Annotated in this window: 17 protein-coding genes; 8 read left to right on the top strand and 9 right to left on the bottom strand. The window is 70.3% G+C overall.

All coding sequences use genetic code 11. The features are described 5' to 3' along the window. Positions 1-66: 66 nt before the first annotated feature. The 7 genes from ccsB to hemL all read right to left on the bottom strand — a co-directional run bounded on the left by ccsB (position 67) and on the right by hemL (position 7841). Positions 67-1152: a c-type cytochrome biogenesis protein CcsB gene (gene ccsB, locus AB0C82_RS19680; protein WP_362843425.1), complete on the bottom strand. Its 1086-nt coding sequence runs from the start codon at positions 1150-1152 to the stop codon at positions 67-69. Beyond that, positions 1149-2867, bottom strand: coding sequence for a cytochrome c biogenesis protein ResB (locus AB0C82_RS19675; RefSeq protein ID WP_362843422.1), 1719 nt, complete (start codon positions 2865-2867; stop codon positions 1149-1151). The genes ccsB and AB0C82_RS19675 overlap by 4 nt, the downstream gene beginning before the upstream one ends. Before the next feature lie 4 nt (positions 2868-2871). After that, a complete protein-coding gene (locus tag AB0C82_RS19670; RefSeq protein ID WP_362844193.1) occupies positions 2872-3576 on the bottom strand; it encodes a cytochrome c biogenesis protein CcdA in 705 nt (234 codons plus the stop codon). Between the two features lie 55 nt (positions 3577-3631). Next, entirely contained in the window at positions 3632-4237 is a 606-nt protein-coding gene (locus AB0C82_RS19665) for a TlpA disulfide reductase family protein (protein ID WP_362843419.1), read from the bottom strand. Positions 4238-4304: 67 nt separating this feature from the next. Next, complete coding sequence (locus AB0C82_RS19660; RefSeq protein ID WP_362844189.1) at positions 4305-5558, bottom strand: hypothetical protein; 1254 nt, start codon at positions 5556-5558, stop codon at positions 4305-4307. Positions 5559-5844: 286 nt separating this feature from the next. Next, positions 5845-6537 carry a histidine phosphatase family protein gene (locus tag AB0C82_RS19655; protein WP_362843416.1) on the bottom strand — a complete coding sequence of 231 codons (693 nt, stop codon included), beginning with the start codon at positions 6535-6537 and terminating at the stop codon, positions 5845-5847. Then, positions 6534-7841 (bottom strand): glutamate-1-semialdehyde 2,1-aminomutase, encoded by a 1308-nt coding sequence (gene hemL / locus AB0C82_RS19650; protein ID WP_362843413.1) that lies wholly within the window; start codon positions 7839-7841, stop codon positions 6534-6536. Before hemL ends, AB0C82_RS19655 begins: the two co-directional genes overlap by 4 nt. A 285-nt stretch (positions 7842-8126) precedes the next feature. On the opposite strand from hemL, the gene AB0C82_RS19645 reads away from it, so the two are divergent. The 4 genes from AB0C82_RS19645 to AB0C82_RS19630 all read left to right on the top strand — a co-directional run bounded on the left by AB0C82_RS19645 (position 8127) and on the right by AB0C82_RS19630 (position 10784). Further along, entirely contained in the window at positions 8127-8708 is a 582-nt protein-coding gene (locus tag AB0C82_RS19645) for a hypothetical protein (RefSeq protein ID WP_362843410.1), read from the top strand. A 66-nt stretch (positions 8709-8774) separates the two neighbouring features. After that, on the top strand, positions 8775-9131 hold the full coding sequence (locus AB0C82_RS19640) for a metalloregulator ArsR/SmtB family transcription factor (protein ID WP_362843407.1): 357 nt from the start codon (positions 8775-8777) through the stop codon (positions 9129-9131). A 96-nt stretch (positions 9132-9227) separates the two neighbouring features. Next, positions 9228-10352 (top strand): hypothetical protein, encoded by a 1125-nt coding sequence (locus AB0C82_RS19635; RefSeq protein ID WP_362843404.1) that lies wholly within the window; start codon positions 9228-9230, stop codon positions 10350-10352. A gap of 117 nt (positions 10353-10469) precedes the next feature. Beyond that, positions 10470-10784, top strand: coding sequence for a hypothetical protein (locus AB0C82_RS19630; protein ID WP_362843401.1), 315 nt, complete (start codon positions 10470-10472; stop codon positions 10782-10784). On the opposite strand, the gene AB0C82_RS19625 is transcribed toward AB0C82_RS19630, so the two are convergent. Beyond that, complete coding sequence (locus AB0C82_RS19625) at positions 10717-11289, bottom strand: TIGR03086 family metal-binding protein (protein WP_362844186.1); 573 nt, start codon at positions 11287-11289, stop codon at positions 10717-10719. The two genes, AB0C82_RS19630 and AB0C82_RS19625, sit on opposite strands and share 68 nt — an antisense overlap. An 80-nt stretch (positions 11290-11369) precedes the next feature. Here AB0C82_RS19625 and AB0C82_RS19620 point away from each other — a divergent pair, with 80 nt between their 5' ends. From AB0C82_RS19620 to AB0C82_RS19605, 4 genes are all read left to right on the top strand, one after another. Then, positions 11370-12185: a helix-turn-helix domain-containing protein gene (locus tag AB0C82_RS19620; RefSeq protein WP_362843398.1), complete on the top strand. Its 816-nt coding sequence runs from the start codon at positions 11370-11372 to the stop codon at positions 12183-12185. An 87-nt stretch (positions 12186-12272) separates the two neighbouring features. Beyond that, the gene (locus tag AB0C82_RS19615) at positions 12273-12824 is read left to right on the top strand and encodes a GNAT family N-acetyltransferase (RefSeq protein WP_362843395.1); all 552 of its coding nucleotides are present in this window, start codon (positions 12273-12275) and stop codon (positions 12822-12824) included. Between the two features lie 84 nt (positions 12825-12908). After that, positions 12909-13688 carry a phosphodiesterase gene (locus AB0C82_RS19610; RefSeq protein WP_362843392.1) on the top strand — a complete coding sequence of 260 codons (780 nt, stop codon included), beginning with the start codon at positions 12909-12911 and terminating at the stop codon, positions 13686-13688. 51 nt (positions 13689-13739) lie between these two features. Further along, positions 13740-14495, top strand: a complete 756-nt coding sequence (locus AB0C82_RS19605) for a Mut7-C RNAse domain-containing protein (RefSeq protein ID WP_362843389.1) — start codon at positions 13740-13742, stop codon at positions 14493-14495. Positions 14496-14566: 71 nt separating this feature from the next. On the opposite strand, the gene AB0C82_RS19600 is transcribed toward AB0C82_RS19605, so the two are convergent. Beyond that, positions 14567-15103 (bottom strand): hypothetical protein, encoded by a 537-nt coding sequence (locus AB0C82_RS19600; protein WP_362843386.1) that lies wholly within the window; start codon positions 15101-15103, stop codon positions 14567-14569. Positions 15104-15174: the final 71 nt, after the last annotated feature.

Genomic DNA, 15174 nt, shown 5'->3' with positions numbered 1-15174 from the left:
CCGGACAGGTCCGGCGCGACAGCCCGGCCCGCCCCGGTCAGGCGACGGCCCCGCCCACGCCCTCCGCTACACGCCCGCGTACGAGTGCTTGCCGGTGACGAAGATGTTCACGCCGTAGTAGTTGAACAGCCAGCAGCCGAACGCGATGAGCGCCAGGTACGCCGCCTTGCGCCCCTTCCATCCGGCAGTGGCCCGCGCGTGGAGGTAGCACGCGTAGGCGACCCACGTGATGAAGGACCAGACCTCCTTGGGGTCCCAGCCCCAGTACCGTCCCCACGCGTCGCCCGCCCAGATCGCCCCCGCGATGATCGTGAACGTCCACAGCGGGAAGACGGCGGCGTTGATGCGGTACGAGAACTTGTCCAGGCTCGCCGCCGACGGCAGCCGCTCCAGCACGGACCGGGCGAACGCGCCGGGCGACCCGCCGTTGGCGAGCTTGCTCTCGTAGCTGTCGCGGAACAGGTAGAGCAGCGTGCCCACCGCACCGAGGTAGAACACGGCGCCGCAGATGATCGCGGTGGAGACGTGGATCCACAGCCAGTAGGAGTGCAGCGCGGGCACCAGCTGGTCGCTGTCCGTGTACAGCGTCGTGGTCGCGATGCCCAGGTCCAGCAGGACCGTGGTGACGAGCATGAGGCCCATCCACCGGACGTTCTTCTTCAGCGCGAGCAGGATGAGGTACGTGCCGACCGCCACCGTGGAGAAGGTGATCGAGAACTCGTACATGTTGCCCCAGGGGGCCCGCTGCACCGACATCGCGCGGGCGACGACCCCGCCGGCCTCGACGAGGAAGGCCACCACGGTCAGCGAGACCGCGATCCGCCCCCACAGGTCACCCTTGAACGTGCCGCCGGCCGCACCCGGACCGTCCGGGACGTCCCGGGTCCCGGCCGCGGAACGCGTCACGACCTTCGGGCGGTCCATGACGGCGGTGGCGCCGCCCTTCTGCGCCACCTGCACCGTCACCGCGGGCCCCGCGGCGGCCTGCTTCCCGGCCAGCGCGGCGGCGGTACGGCCGACCTTGCTGCGACTGCCGAACACCCACTCCGCGATGTGCGCGAAGAAGGCCAGGGTGTAGACGGCCATCGACGAATAGATCAGCACATTGCTGGTGTGCGCCAGGCTCTCGTTGGTTGCGGCGGCGAGATTCACTTCTCAGCCCCTTCGGCAGGTTCTTCGGAAGGTACTTCGGGACCGGCCCCGGAATCGCTCCCCGGGTCGTTCGTGGCATCGGGCGCCGTGGGCGCCACACTGTTGAGCTCGACCGCGAGATCGGCCAGCTCCTCGGGGAGTTTCGCGGACTCGGACCGGCCCAGACCGGCCATCTCGACGACGGTGACGCCGTCCGCTCCCCGTACCGCCCGGACCCAGACGCGGCGGCGCTGGATGAACAGCGAACCGGCGAGCCCGGCGATCGCGGCGATCGACCCGCCCAGCGCCCAGCCGGTGCCGGGCTGCTCGGAGACCTGGAAGCTGGCCCATTCCTCGACGCTCTCGAAGGTGATCGAGCCGGCGCCGTCGGGCAGTTCCATCGTCTCGCCGGGCAGCAGCCGCTTCTTCAGCTTCTGCCCGCCGGCGTCCTTGAACTCCTTCATCTTGGTGGAGTCCAGCTGGTACACGTTCTGCGGCAGGCCCGAGTCCACGCCGAGGCTGCCGTGGAAGCCGTTGAGGGCCAGCACCGGGAACTCCGCGCCGGGGAACTGCGAGAACATCGTGCCCTTGCCCGCACCGGCGAACGTCGGGACGAAGAACGCCTCGAAGCCCAGCTGGGTCTTCTCACCGTTCCTGTCGCGGTAGCCGTCCATCACCTTGATCGCACCGGTCGAGGTGATGTTGTTGTCGATGGGCAGCAGGGGTACGGCGGTCCGGTAGACCTCCTTGCCCTTGCCGTCCTTGACGGAGACGACCGGGGCGTAGCCGTGCGAGATCAGATAGATCTTGGTGCCGTCGACGACCAGCGGTTCGTTGACGCGGATGACCGACTTGACCGGCTTCCCGTCGACGCCCTCGGAGTACGTCACCCGGGCCTCGAAGGTGCGCGGGGTGCCGCGCTGCGGCCCGTTCTTCTCGTACGTCCCGACGAAGTCGTCGAGGGTGAAGCTGAACGGGGCGAGCGAGTCGGTGTCGTACAGCGAACCGGACTTGAAGTCGTCGTACTGCGTGAGCGTGTTGGAGAAGCCGTCGCCCTCGACGATCAGCTTGCCGCCCTCGGACTTGAACAGCTGCCCGGCGGCGAAGGCCACGAGCATCACGATCAGCGCGATGTGGAACATCAGGTTCCCGGCCTCGCGCAGATAGCCCTTCTCGGCGGCGACCGCGTCCCCCACAGCGTGCGAGCGGAAGCGCCGCTTGCGCAGGATGGCGGCCGCGGCCTCGTGGACCTGCTCCGGCCCGGCTTCGGTACGCCACGTCGTGTACGCGGGAAGCCTGGTGAGCCGCTTCGGGGCGCCGGGCGGGAGGCTGCGCAGCTGGCCGACGAACTGGCCGGTGCGCGGGACGATGCAGCCGATGAGGGAGACGAACAGCAGGATGTAGATCGCGGAGAACCACACCGAGCTGTAGACGTCGAACAGCTGGAGCTTCTCGTAGATCGGCGTGACCGTGGTGTGGGCGTCCTGGAAGGTCTGCACCTTCAGCTCGTCCACGCTGTTCTGCGGGATCAGCGAGCCGGGGATCGCGCCGAGCGACAGCAGGAACAGCAGGATCAGTGCGACCCGCATCGAGGTGAGCTGCCGCCAGAACCAGCGGGCCCAGCCGATGACACCCATCGCGGGAAGCGCGCCGGCGGACTCCTCGCGCGGCGCGGTGGAGAGCTCCTCCCCGGCCGCGCCGAGCTCGCGCTCTTCCGTGGTGTTCGTGTTGCTCATGGACTCAGATCCCCACAGTGAAGCCGGTCGACCAGAGCTGCATCTCCTGCATGAGCGTCTCCCAGACGCCCGTCAGCAGGAGGATTCCGGTCGCGATCATCATGCCGCCGCCGATGCGCATGACCCATGCGTAGTGCCGCTTGACCCAGCCGAACGCGCCGAGTGCCTTGCGGAAGGCGACCGCCGCCAGGACGAACGGGACACCGAGTCCCAGACAGTACGCGACGGTCAGTATCGCCCCGCGTCCGGCGGTCCCCTGGTCGAGCGCGAGCGTCATCACGGAGGCGAGCGTCGGGCCGATGCAGGGTGTCCAGCCGATTCCGAACAGGGCGCCCAGCAGCGGCGCGCCGGCAAGACCGGCCGCCGGCCGCTTGTGGAAGCGGAACTCGCGCTGCGTCACGCCCGGCAGGAGCCCCATGAAGAAGACGCCCATGAGGATCATGAGCACACCGAGGACGCGGTTGAGCACGACGGTGTGTTCCAGGAGGTCACGGCCGAAGTAGCCGAACAGCGCTCCGCTGGAGACGAACACGGCGCTGAAGCCGAGGACGAAGAGCGAGGCCCCCGCCACCACCCTGCCGCGCCGGGCCTCCGCCAGGTCGGTGCCGCTGACCCCGGTGACGTAACTCAGGTAGCCGGGCACGAGCGGCAGGACGCAGGGCGAGAAGAACGAGACGAGACCGCCCAGCAGGGCGATGGGGACGGCCATCAGCAGGGCGCCGCTGAAGACGGTCTCGTTGTACGCGGCGAGGGTGATCACCGGATCACTTCTCCGCGATCAGCGGGTCGATCATCTTGCGCAGCTCCTCCGCGCCGAGGGCCTGCAGGGTGCGGGCGGCGATCTTCCCGTCCCGGTCGATGACCACGGTCGACGGGATGGCCTGCGGGTTCAGCGTGCCCTTGGGGAAGCGGAGGATGAGCTTTCCGATCGGGTCGAAGAAGCTCGGGTAGGTGACTCCGTAGTCCTTCTCGAAGTTCACCGCGGCGGCCTTCTGGGCGTCCCGGGTGTTTATGCCGATGAACTGGACGCCCTGGTCCGCGGTCTCCTTCGACACCTTGGCGAAGTGAGCGGCCTCGGCACGGCAGGGACCGCACCACGAGCCCCAGACGTTCAGGACGACGACCTTGCCCTTGTAGTCGGCGACGTCGAGGCTCTTGCCGTCCAGGGTGGTGCCGTCGAGCTTCGGGGCGGCGACGCGCTCACCCTTGGCCACGGTCGAGATTCCGCCGCTGCCGGTAACGAAGTTCGTGTTGCCGCCGCCACCGGCCTTGTTGCCGTCTCCAGTGCACGCGGACAGGGTCAGCGTCGCAGCCGCGGTCGCGGCGGCGAGCAGGATGAAGCGGCGTCGGGGTGCGCGGCCTGGGCTCATGTGAAAAGTTTCGCATGACGGTTTCGGGGATCTTGCGCACCCCCCTCGGTGCCCGTAAAGCCCCTTGTCAAGGCTGTTTAAAGAAGGCATTCCAGCCGCCGGCGGGTGACTGGCCGACATCAAGGGTACGGAGCTTCGCGAGCACCGCCGGGTCCTGGACGTCGAGCCAGTCGACGAACTGCCGGAAGGAAACCAGTCGTACGTCCGGCTCCCCGGCAATGCGCTTGATCACTTCTTCGACGGCATCCATATAGATCCCGCCGTTCCACTCCTCGAAGTGGTTGCCGATGTAGAACGGCGCACGATTCGACTCGTACGCCCGCCGGAAACCGCTCAGATAGGCCCCGGCCGCCTGCTTGCGCCAGCCCGGATAACGGGACGGCATCCCATTGGTCGAATTCAGCGACTGATTGGCGAGGATGTTGTAGTCCATGGAGAGGACTTCGAAGGAGTGGCCCGGGAAGGGCATGCCTTGCAGAGGAAGATCCCACACCTCCTGCCGCTTCTCCGGCCACATCTGACGGCCGCCGGGTGAGCTGGCGTCGTAACGCCATCCCAGCTTCTTCGCCGTCGGCAGCAGATTGTCCTGACCGAGCAGGCACGGAGTGCGTCCGCCGATCAGTTCCTTGCGGTAGTCGAAGGGGAGCGGATCAAGGTTTTCCCAGCCGGTGTTGGTCTTCCATTCGGTGACGAAGGAGACCGCCTGATCGATCTCGCTCCGCCATTGCGCCGGAGACCAGGAGGCGACGGAACCGGAACCCCCGCAGAAGTGGCCGTTGAAGTGGGTGCCGATCTCGTGGCCGTCGAGCCATGCCTCACGGACGTATTTCAGCGTGTCCTTCACGTGGCCGTCGGTGAGGTAGCCGATATCGGAGGCGCCTCGCGGGTTGTTCGGCGGCCGGTACAGCGACTTCTTCGACTCGGGCAGCACATACAGCCCGGAGAGGAAGAAGGTCATCGCGGCGTCGTGTTCCCTGGCCAGTTCGAGAAAGCGCGGGAAGAGTCCGTTGCCGACCTCACCCGCCCCGTCCCAGGAAAAGATCACGAACTGCGGCGGCTTCTGACCGGGTTCGAGGGGAACGGGGGCGGAAGGCTGATGCGGCTGCTTACCGGTATCCGCGGTCGAGCCGTCACCGATCAGCTTGATCTTCTTCTCGGGGGCGCCGGTGCGGGGCGCGTTCCCGTCCGCTCCGTGACCACCCCCGGAACTCTTCCGGTCCCCCTGCCCGCCCTTACCGGAAGAACCGCAACCGGCGATACCGATTGCGGCCGCGGCTCCCAGCCCGGCACCCAGCAGACCTCTTCGCCTGATCTCCCGCATATCGTCCCCATCCGCGTCGTTCACCTCACGCCCATACAAACCGGCGAAGGCTTAGATGACCGCGGCAACACAGGGGTTCCGGGAACGGGGACAAATGTCGAGCCGAGACCGGACCCTTACGGAATCCGCACACATGGAAGATCGAAAACGCCTGTCGGCCTCGGCCCGTGCCCGTCGCCTCGCCCGAGGATCATGACCGGGAACAGCCGAATGGAGCCCGTCCCGCGTTCGGGGACGAAACGGCACCCGGACGCATCCGGGCACCGCCTCTCCGTTTCCGTCGGTCTCAGGCGCCGAACGCCTTCGACTTGCCCTTCACCGGCTTCGCCCCCGCCAGGAGGTGCGCCGGTACGAGATCGCGCGCCGGCTCCGTGTACGCGACCGACACGATCTTGTCGCCCTGGTACGTGAAGCTGGTCAGCGAGGCCAGCGTGCACTGCCGCCGCCGCGGGTCGTGCCACAGCCGGCGCCGCTCCACGAAGCTCCGCACGATCCAGATCGGCAGCTGGTGACTGACGCACACCGCCTCGTGCCCCCGCGCCGCGTCCCGCGCCGCGTCGAGCGCGCCCATCATCCGCACGACCTGCTCGATGTACGGCTCCCCCCACGAGGGGGTGAACGGGTTGGTGAGGTGCTTCCAGTTCTCCGGCCTGCGCAGCGCCCCGTCTCCAACCCCGAACGTCTTGCCCTCGAAGACGTTGGCCGCCTCGATCAGGCGCTCGTCGGTGGCCAGCTCCAGGCCGTGCGAGGCGGCGACGGGCGCCGCCGTCTCCTGGGCCCGCTCCAGCGGCGAGGCCACAACGTGCGTGACGTCGCGCTTCTTGAGGTGCTCGGCCACCCGGTCGGCCATCTGCCGGCCCAGCTCGGACAGGTGGTAGCCCGCTCGCCGCCCGTAGAGCACACCGTCCGGGTTGTGCACCTCGCCGTGGCGCACGAGGTGCACCACGGTCGTCTCGTCACGGCTCACGTCCTCGCTCATGCCGTCGCCTCCGCCGCGGCCCGCGCGGCAGCCGGCAGAGCCGCCGCGACGCGCTCGACGGCAGCGGTGTCGTGGGCGGTGGAGACGAACCAGGACTCGAAGGCGGACGGCGGCAGGTAGACGCCCTGCGCCAGCATCGAGTGGAAGAAGGCGGTGTAGCGGAATGCTTCCTGCTTCTTCGCGTCGTCGTAGTCGCGGACCGGCTGGTCGGTGAAGAAGACGGAGAACATGCTGCTCGCCGCCGAGACGGTGTGCGCGACGCCCTCCTTGGTGAACGCCTCGCCCACCAGCCCGCGCAGTTCCGCGGAGACCGCGTCGATCTTCGTGTACGCGGCGTCGTCCAGCAGCCGCAGCTGCGCCAGCCCGGCGGCGGTCGCGACCGGGTTCCCGGACAGCGTGCCCGCCTGGTAGACGGGCCCGGCCGGGGCGAGGTGCGCCATGACGTCCGCGCGCCCGCCGAAGGCCGCGGCCGGGAAGCCGCCGCCCATGACCTTGCCGAAGGTCATCAGGTCGGGCCGGACGCCGTCGATGCCGTACCAGCCGGCCTTCGAGGTACGGAAGCCCGTCATGACCTCGTCGGAGATGTAGAGCGCGCCGTTGGCCGCGCAGAGCTCCTTGAGCCCGGCGTTGAAGCCGTCCAGCGGAGCCACGACGCCCATGTTGCCCGGCGACGCCTCGGTGATCACACAGGCGATCTCCCCGGGCTGCGCGGCGAACGCGGCGCGCACGGCATCCAGGTCGTTGTACGGCAGCACGATCGTGTCGCCCGCCTGGGCGCCGGTGACCCCGGGGGTGTCGGGCAGCCCGAACGTGGCGACACCGGAGCCGGCGGCGGCCAGCAGCGCGTCGACGTGGCCGTGGTAGCACCCGGCGAACTTCACGACCTTCGCACGGCCGGTGAACCCGCGGGCCAGCCGGATCGCGGACATGGTCGCCTCCGTACCGGAGGACACCAGCCGTACCTGCTCGACCGGCTCGATCCGCGCGACGATCTCCTCGGCGAGCGCGACCTCGCCCTCACCCGGCGTACCGAAGGAGGTGCCCTTCGCGACCGCCTCCTGGACGGCCGCGATGACCGCGGGATGGGAATGGCCGAGAATCATCGGCCCCCAGGAGCACACGAGGTCGACGTACTCACGACCGTCGGCATCGGTGAGGTACGGACCGGTACCGGACACCATGAACCTGGGCGTACCGCCCACGGCCCGGAAGGCACGTACGGGAGAGTTCACGCCGCCGGGCGTCACGACGGACGCACGGTCGAACAGCGACTGCGAAACTGGGGCTTCGTATGAATACGCCACTTTGGTCCTGATCTGCGATTCGGGGGTCGGGAGGCCGGGCCGGAAGTCCTGGCCAACGGTGAGCAAGGAGCGCGCCGCCCTCGTATTACGAAAGGGCGTCAGCCGCCTCGCGTCTGCGAAACTGGGGCGTCATTAGGGAAAGCTCACACATGCCATGGTGTCAGAGGCTCGGACGGACTTGCGGACAGGTGTTTCACCGCACGCCCGTGGGGGAGGTCACTGACACGATGATCGGGTTGCGCGGCCTGGGCCACGTCTCCTAAGAAGTAGTCGGGTGGATGAGATATGCATCGCGGTGGCGGAGTGGGCGAAGGGACCGACGACCTGGGGCCCGAGCCTGCCCGACGGGGGCGGCACCGGCGCGAGGCAGAGCGCGTGCAGGGCACGCAGGCAGGGCACGAGAGAACCGGAAGCAGGAGCAGTGGCCGCGTGGGGGTGACCTACAAGTACTTCGGGGCCCCCGACGGGGCCACGGCGGCACGTGTGCCCATTTCGATGCGCCCCGAGGAGCTCGGCGGCGACGAGCTGGGCATGGGCGGCATGTTCAGCAAGATCAAGCCGGAGACGGTGGCCGCGATGGTGTTGACCGGCATACAGGGCATACCCCTGCACAAGGTCCCCCCGCTGGAACTGGTCGTCCTGCACCCCGACTACGCGGTGGTCAAGCTCCCCATGACGGTCGTCGACCCCCTGCGGGACGTCGGCGAGGAGTCGGTCGGCGCCGCCGCCTTCATCTGGTCCACGGTCCCGGACCGGGGCGGCCCGCGTGACGCTTACAACGTCTACCAGCTGCTCCACGAGTGGCAGGACTTCTCCCACCGCCTGCACGACGCGGGCCACCAGGCGTACTGCCTGGTCTGGCCGTAGCCCCCATCACACTCCCCCCACACTCGGCTCGCCCCCACTTGATTCGACGTGTGTCAACATAGACACATGTCGAATGTGAAGGCGTTGCCCCTGCTGGAGTCACCGGCGGCCCCCTGCTGCCCGCCCCTCTCCGAGCGCCCGCTGACGGCCGAGGAGTCCGTCCGTACGGCCACGATGTTCAAGGCCCTCGGCGACCCGGTACGGCTGCGCCTCTTCTCACTGGTCGCCTCGCACGAGGGCGGCGAGGCGTGCGTGTGCGACATCTCCGACGTCGGGGTCTCCCAGCCGACCGTCTCCCACCACCTCAAGAAGCTCAAGGACGCGGGCCTGCTGACCTCCGAGCGCCGCGGCACCTGGGTCTACTACCGGGTCGAGCCGTCCGTGATCGCCGCCATGGGCCAGTTGCTGACCCCGCGCGGCTGAGCTCCGCGCCCCTCGACGCCTCGCCCGCCGCACACCCCTGTCGGACCCCCGCCCTACAGTTCCCGTAGATCATCAGGCACTTCGGGAGGGGACCCCATGACCGGCGCAGTGACCGCTCGGCCCGTCGCTACACTCACGGCTCCCCTGGGCCCGGCCGGGAAGACGGCCGACGCGCCCTCGATCCTCCGGTGGCCCACCGGCCGCCGGCTGCTGGTGCAGCGCGGCGACACGGAGGTGGCCGTCGTCGACCTGGACGCCGAGGGCACCCCCCAGACCCGCTTCCCGGCCCCCTGGCCACGCGCCTTCGGCACCTTCACCGTCTCCCCCGACGCCGGCCTCGCCGTCTTCGCCGGCCTGCACGCGGTGCGTGCGGTCGAGCCCTCGGGCGCGCGGCACTGGGAGGTCCGGCACGGCTGCTGGGACGGCGGCTGCCGCGTCCTGCACCGCTCGCACGAGGAGTACGCGACGGGAAGCCGCTCGCATCTGCACGCGGACAGCGGCTCGGCGATGTTCTCGGCGGACGGCTCCGTCGTCTGGGCCCACATCCGCGGACCGGTCGCCGCCGCCGGGCCCGACCCCGAGGCCGTGGACGAATGGCTGGTCATCGACGCCTTCGACGGCAGCGTCCTGGGCCGGGCGGACGCCGGGACCGTGGCCGCCGGCTCGGACCACGTACCGCACCCCGACCCCGCCCTGATGGGCCTGAGCGTCGGCGAGGGACAGGACGGGTCGCCACTCCTGCGGGGCCGGTGGGACGGCCAGGAGCTCACCGTGGACCACTTCTGCGACAGCGAGCGCATCCTGGCCTCGGTGAGCCCCTCCGGCAAGCACTTCCTGACCGTGGGCCACGACCAGGCCTCGATCGCCCTGCACGAGACGGGCGACGCCGCCGTGGTCACCGAGCTGGACGCCGAGGACAGCCTCCCGCGCCACCCGGACGCCGACGAGGACGACCCCGACGCGGACCACGTCATGTGGGACTACGTGTGCGGCCACATCGACGAGGAGTGGGCCGTCGCCGGCACGACGGAGCACGACGAGGAGTACGGCGCGGCCCGGCACTGGCTGCTGCGCACGGCGGACATGGACCCCGCACGGCCCCTCGCCTATCCCACGCCCGTGTCCGGTGTGCCCTGGGGCCTGGGCGACGGCACCTGGTACACGACGTCACCGGACGGGGGCGCGTTGCACCTCTGGGCGTTGCACACCCCCCGGCCCTGAGCCCGGCGCACGCCCCCGTTCGGCCCAATCCGGCCAGTCATTGGCCGAAGAACCGTCTTCAGCCGCCCTCTCGAACATGCCGATGTAAGGGGCATCCGCACTGAGGGAGGGCCCACCGTGGACGACATCCTGCTGGCACTGTCCATCCCCGTACTGGTCTTCGCGAGCGGCATCTACGGAGCGTGCGACCACTGGCGGCGGCGCCGTCGTCCGACGGCGCCGTCCCCGTACGCCCATCAGGCGGCCCGGCTGGCCGAGCGCGCGATGCTGGCGCGGGCGCAGGACATCGTCGACGGGGCGTACGAGACCCTGGCGCCCCTCTACGACACCCCTGGCGCACGCACGCCCACGGAGGCCGCCGACGTCACGCCCGGGGCGGACGCCAGCCGGGATCACGGCCGGTCAGCGCCAGCAGCTGCTCGAAAGGGCTAGCCCCGGCCGGGAGCGGGACCGGCTCGCCGAACACCTTGCCCTCCCGTGCCTGCGGCGCCAGCTCCGCCAGGGCGGGTCCCGCCACGTCCACCGCCGCCGGATCGGGCACGAAATCCTGACCCGTGGCCCGCGCCAGGTCCCAGGCGTGCACGGTCAGATCCCCCAGCACCATGAGGCCGACGGTCCTGGCGGGCAGCTTCATCCCGCCCGTGACCCCGTCCTCGGCGCCGGGCGCGCCCCACGCCGTCACCAGCTCCGCCGTCTCCCGCGCGAACGCGCCACGCCAGTCGCCCGTCACGACGTCGGGCGTCTCGCCGAAGTCGGCCGGCCGCTTGGCCGCGAGCGCCTTGAAGTTGACGACCACCTGGAAGAGGTGGTTGACCAGCGCGCGGACCTCGTACTCGCTGCACGGCGTGGGGTCCCCCAGTTGCCCGTCGTCGATGCCCGCCACCACAGGAAGGGCCTGGGCGCGGGCGGCTGCCAGCAATTCACTCATCTTCTGCATGTCCCAGACCGTGCACCGGGCGGCCGTCGACGTCTTGAAGAAACGCGTCACGGGCCCGGCACGCTCCTAGGATCGCCCGCATGGCCGCACCTCGACCCGACACCCGGGGCATCGTCGACGCCCCCGAACTCTTCACGCGGGTACGCTTCCGGCGCCGCGAACCGGCACCCGCTCTGCGGCCCTACCTGGAGCACTACTGGCTGATCGACTGGGACCTGCGCAGGCCGTACGTCACGCACGTCGTGCCGCACCCCTCGGTGAACCTCGTCCTCCAGCGGTATGAGAGCGGTGACGAGGGGAAACGGGCCGGCTTCGCGGAGATCTCCGGCATCGGCCCCGGTCTGTTCGCCCAGAAACTGGAAGGCCGGGGGCGGGTCTGCGGCGTGCAGTTCCGGCCCGGCGGATTCCGTCCGTTCGCCCCCGGGAAGCCGGTCTCGGAGTGGACGGGCCGACGGGTTCCCGCAGACCAGGTGCTGTCCGTGCGGCCGTCCCCGGCGGACGTACTGGACCCTCGGGACGAGGACGCCCGGGTCGCCGCACTCGACCGCTACCTCCTGTCGCTCCGCCCCCACGCCGACCCGCTGGCCGACCGGGCCATGGCCGTCGCCGAACGGGCCCGCACGGACCGCTCGTTGCGCCGGGTCGGACAGCTGGCCCGCACCGAGGGCCTGTCCCCGCGCTCGCTTCAGCGGCTCTTCTCGACGTACGTGGGTGTCGGCCCCAAGTGGGTCATCCTCCGCTACCGCATCCACGAAGCCCTGGAGCGCGCCGAGTCGGACCCGGAGACCGACTGGGCGGCCCTGGCCGCGGACCTCGGATACAGCGACCAGGCGCACCTGGTCAGGGACTTCACCGCGACCGTGGGCGTGCCACCGACCGCGTTCGCACCGCGCTGACGACATCGCGCCCACAGCACCGCGCCGGCCCGGCCTGCCCTGCGCAGCCACCCCCCGTTGTCTGTGCCCCGCCCTACAGTTTCCGGCATGGACAACGCCGCGGCCTCAGCGTCCCCGCCCGACCACACCCCTTCCCCGGTCCGGATCGTGCCCTGGTCCGACGGTGACCTGGAGCTGCTCCGCCGGGCCAACACCCCGGAGCTGATGGATCACCTCGGCGGACCCGAGAGCGAAGAGCAGCTGGCGGTCCGTCACGACCGCTACGTGGCGCTGAGCGCGGACCGCACGGGCAGGGGCCGGATGTTCCGGATCGTCCTGACGGACGGCGGCGAGGACGTCGGAACGATCGGCTTCTGGGAGCGCACCTGGCAGGGCCAGGAGGTGTACGAGACGGGCTGGGCCGTCTTCTCCGGCTTCCACGGACTCGGCATCGCGACCGCGGCGACCGAGGCGGTCACGGCCGAGGCCCGCGCCGAGCACAAGCACCGCTACCTGCACGCCTACCCGTCCGTGGAGAACGGCGCGTCGAACGCGGTGTGCCGAAAGGCCGGCTTCTCGCTCCAGGGCACCTGCGAGTTCGAGTACCCGCCGGGCAACCCCCTGACGACGAACGACTGGCGGCTGGATCTGGAAGCATGAGGGGCGGAGCCTTGCGCCGCCCGCCGTCTAATGGATGAATACGCACGATCCATTAGCTGCTTTCACCGAGGGACGGGCACCCCGATGTTGCTGGCACACATCAGCGATCTGCATCTCGACGGAACCGACCGGGCCACGGACCGGGCCACCCGGGTGGTGACCTACCTCAACTCCCTGGCCAGACAGCCGGACGCGGTCCTGGTGACCGGCGACATCGCCGACCACGGCGCCCCCGGGGAGTACGCCGAGGCGGCCCGGCTGCTCGCCTCGCTCACCGCACCGGCCTTCCCCTGCCCGGGCAACCACGACGACCGGGCCACCTACCGCAAGGTCCTGCTCGGCGACGAGCACACGGAAGAGGAGGGCGACGCCACCGCCCCCATCAACCGACTGCACCTGGTGGGTGGTTACGCGCTCCTGCTGTGCGACTCGACGATCCCCGGCGAGGACGCCGGACGGTTCGACGACAAGACCCTCGACTGGCTGGCCCGCACCCTGGACGACCTGGGTGACACCCCGGCCCTCCCGGCCTTCCACCACCCCCCGGCCACCGTCCACCACCCGTACCTGGACTCCACGAACCTCACCAACGCGGCGCGCTTCGCCGAACTGCTCGCCGACCGCTCCTTCGACAACGTCCCGGCGATCCTCACCGGCCACGCGCACACCTCCATGGCGGCCACCTTCGCCGGCCGCCCCCTGCTCGTGGCGCCCGGCGTGATCTCGACGCTGCGGCTGCCCTGGGAGAGCGGGGAGGGCCTCGTCGACACCGTCGCACCGCCCGGAGTCGCCTTCCACGTCCTGGACGAGGGCGTCCGAGGCGCGGGCGGACGGATCACCACGCACTACCGGGTCGTGCCGTGACCGCACGGAAAGCCCTCGCTGCCGCACCCCCGGCAGTGGCATCCTGGCCAGGTGAACGGACCGGAGATCGACCTCGAAGTTGCCCCTGAGCTGCGACTCTTCGTCGCACACGAACGCCGGGGCGGACGCACGAGCGTCACCACCGACGGCTCGTCCACACTCGGCCACGTCGTGGAGTCCCTCGGAGTCCCGCTCACCGAGGCCGGACAGCTGCTCGTCGACGGCCGCCCCGTGCCCGTGTCGCACATCCCCAGCGCGGGCGAACTGGTCGAGGTCCGTGCCGTGGAACGCCCCCAGCGCGTGCCCGGCGCCCCTCTGCGCTTCCTCCTGGACGTCCACCTCGGCACGCTCGCCCGGCGCCTGCGGCTGCTGGGCGTCGACGCCGCGTACGAGAGCGAGGACATCGGCGACCCCGCGCTGGCCACGCTCTCGGCCGAGGAACAACGGGTGCTGCTCTCCCGGGACCGGGGGCTGCTGCGGCGCCGGGAGATCTGGGCGGGCGCGTACGTCTACAGCGACCGCCCGGAGGCCCAGCTCCGCGACGTGCTGGGCCGGTTCGCACCGGTCCTCGCACCGTGGACGCGGTGCACCGCCTGCAACGGGAAGCTGGCGGATGCCGACAAGAGCTCGGTGAGCGCCCAGCTGGAACACGGCACGCAGAAGTCCTACGACGTGTTCGCCCGGTGCACGGAATGCGGCCGGGTGTACTGGCGCGGAGCCCACCACTCGCACCTGGAGACCATCGTCGCGGACGCCGTCCGTGAGTTCGGCGGACTGGACGCCGGGACCCCGACCACCCAGGCATAGGGCCGTCGGGCCCCGGACCGCTCCCGCGACCGCCCGTCCGTACGGCCCGCCGGACGCACGGCCGCAGCCCGTCAGAAGACGTAGGCGTCCCCCGTGGCCGGCGCCAGTACCCTGTGCTCGTTGTTGCGCGGATCGCGGTCCGGCACACCACCGCTCCACAGCGTGTCGACCCGCACGACAACCTCCGCGTGCCTCGCTCCGAGCCGCAGATCGAGCGCGGCGCGCCGGGTCTCCCCGTCCGCCGACAGCGGGCCCGTCCGGCACAGGACCGTGCTGCGGCCACTGCGGAGACATCTCTCCGGCAGCTCCTGACGTCCCTCAAGGGGCGCCGAGAACCGCAGCCGCACCGTGCCGTCCGCCAGATCCCACGGACCGTTGTTCACACTCTCCAGCCAGATCCTCAGCCGGTCGCCCCAGAGGGAGACATGCCCGTGGTGGGACACATCCGCCTCCGGCCCCACGCCGTGGGGCACGGGCATGACCACGGGCGGGGCAACGGGCGGGGCAGCGGGCCGGGCCGCCACCGAGGGACCCGCCCCCCACAGCACAGTCGCCGACATCGCCGCCGCGGCGGGCACCACCAGCAGAGCTCTACGCGTCGCTACCATGCGGCGAACATACCGATCATCACCAATCATCCATATTTAATGACCGGTTCGACGCGCCTCACCCCACCCGC

This window comes from Streptomyces sp. NPDC048560 (genome assembly GCF_040650955.1).
Lineage (GTDB): Bacteria > Actinomycetota > Actinomycetes > Streptomycetales > Streptomycetaceae > Streptomyces.
Note: the sequence above shows the minus strand (reverse complement) of the source record. Positions and strands in the feature narration are given on the sequence as shown.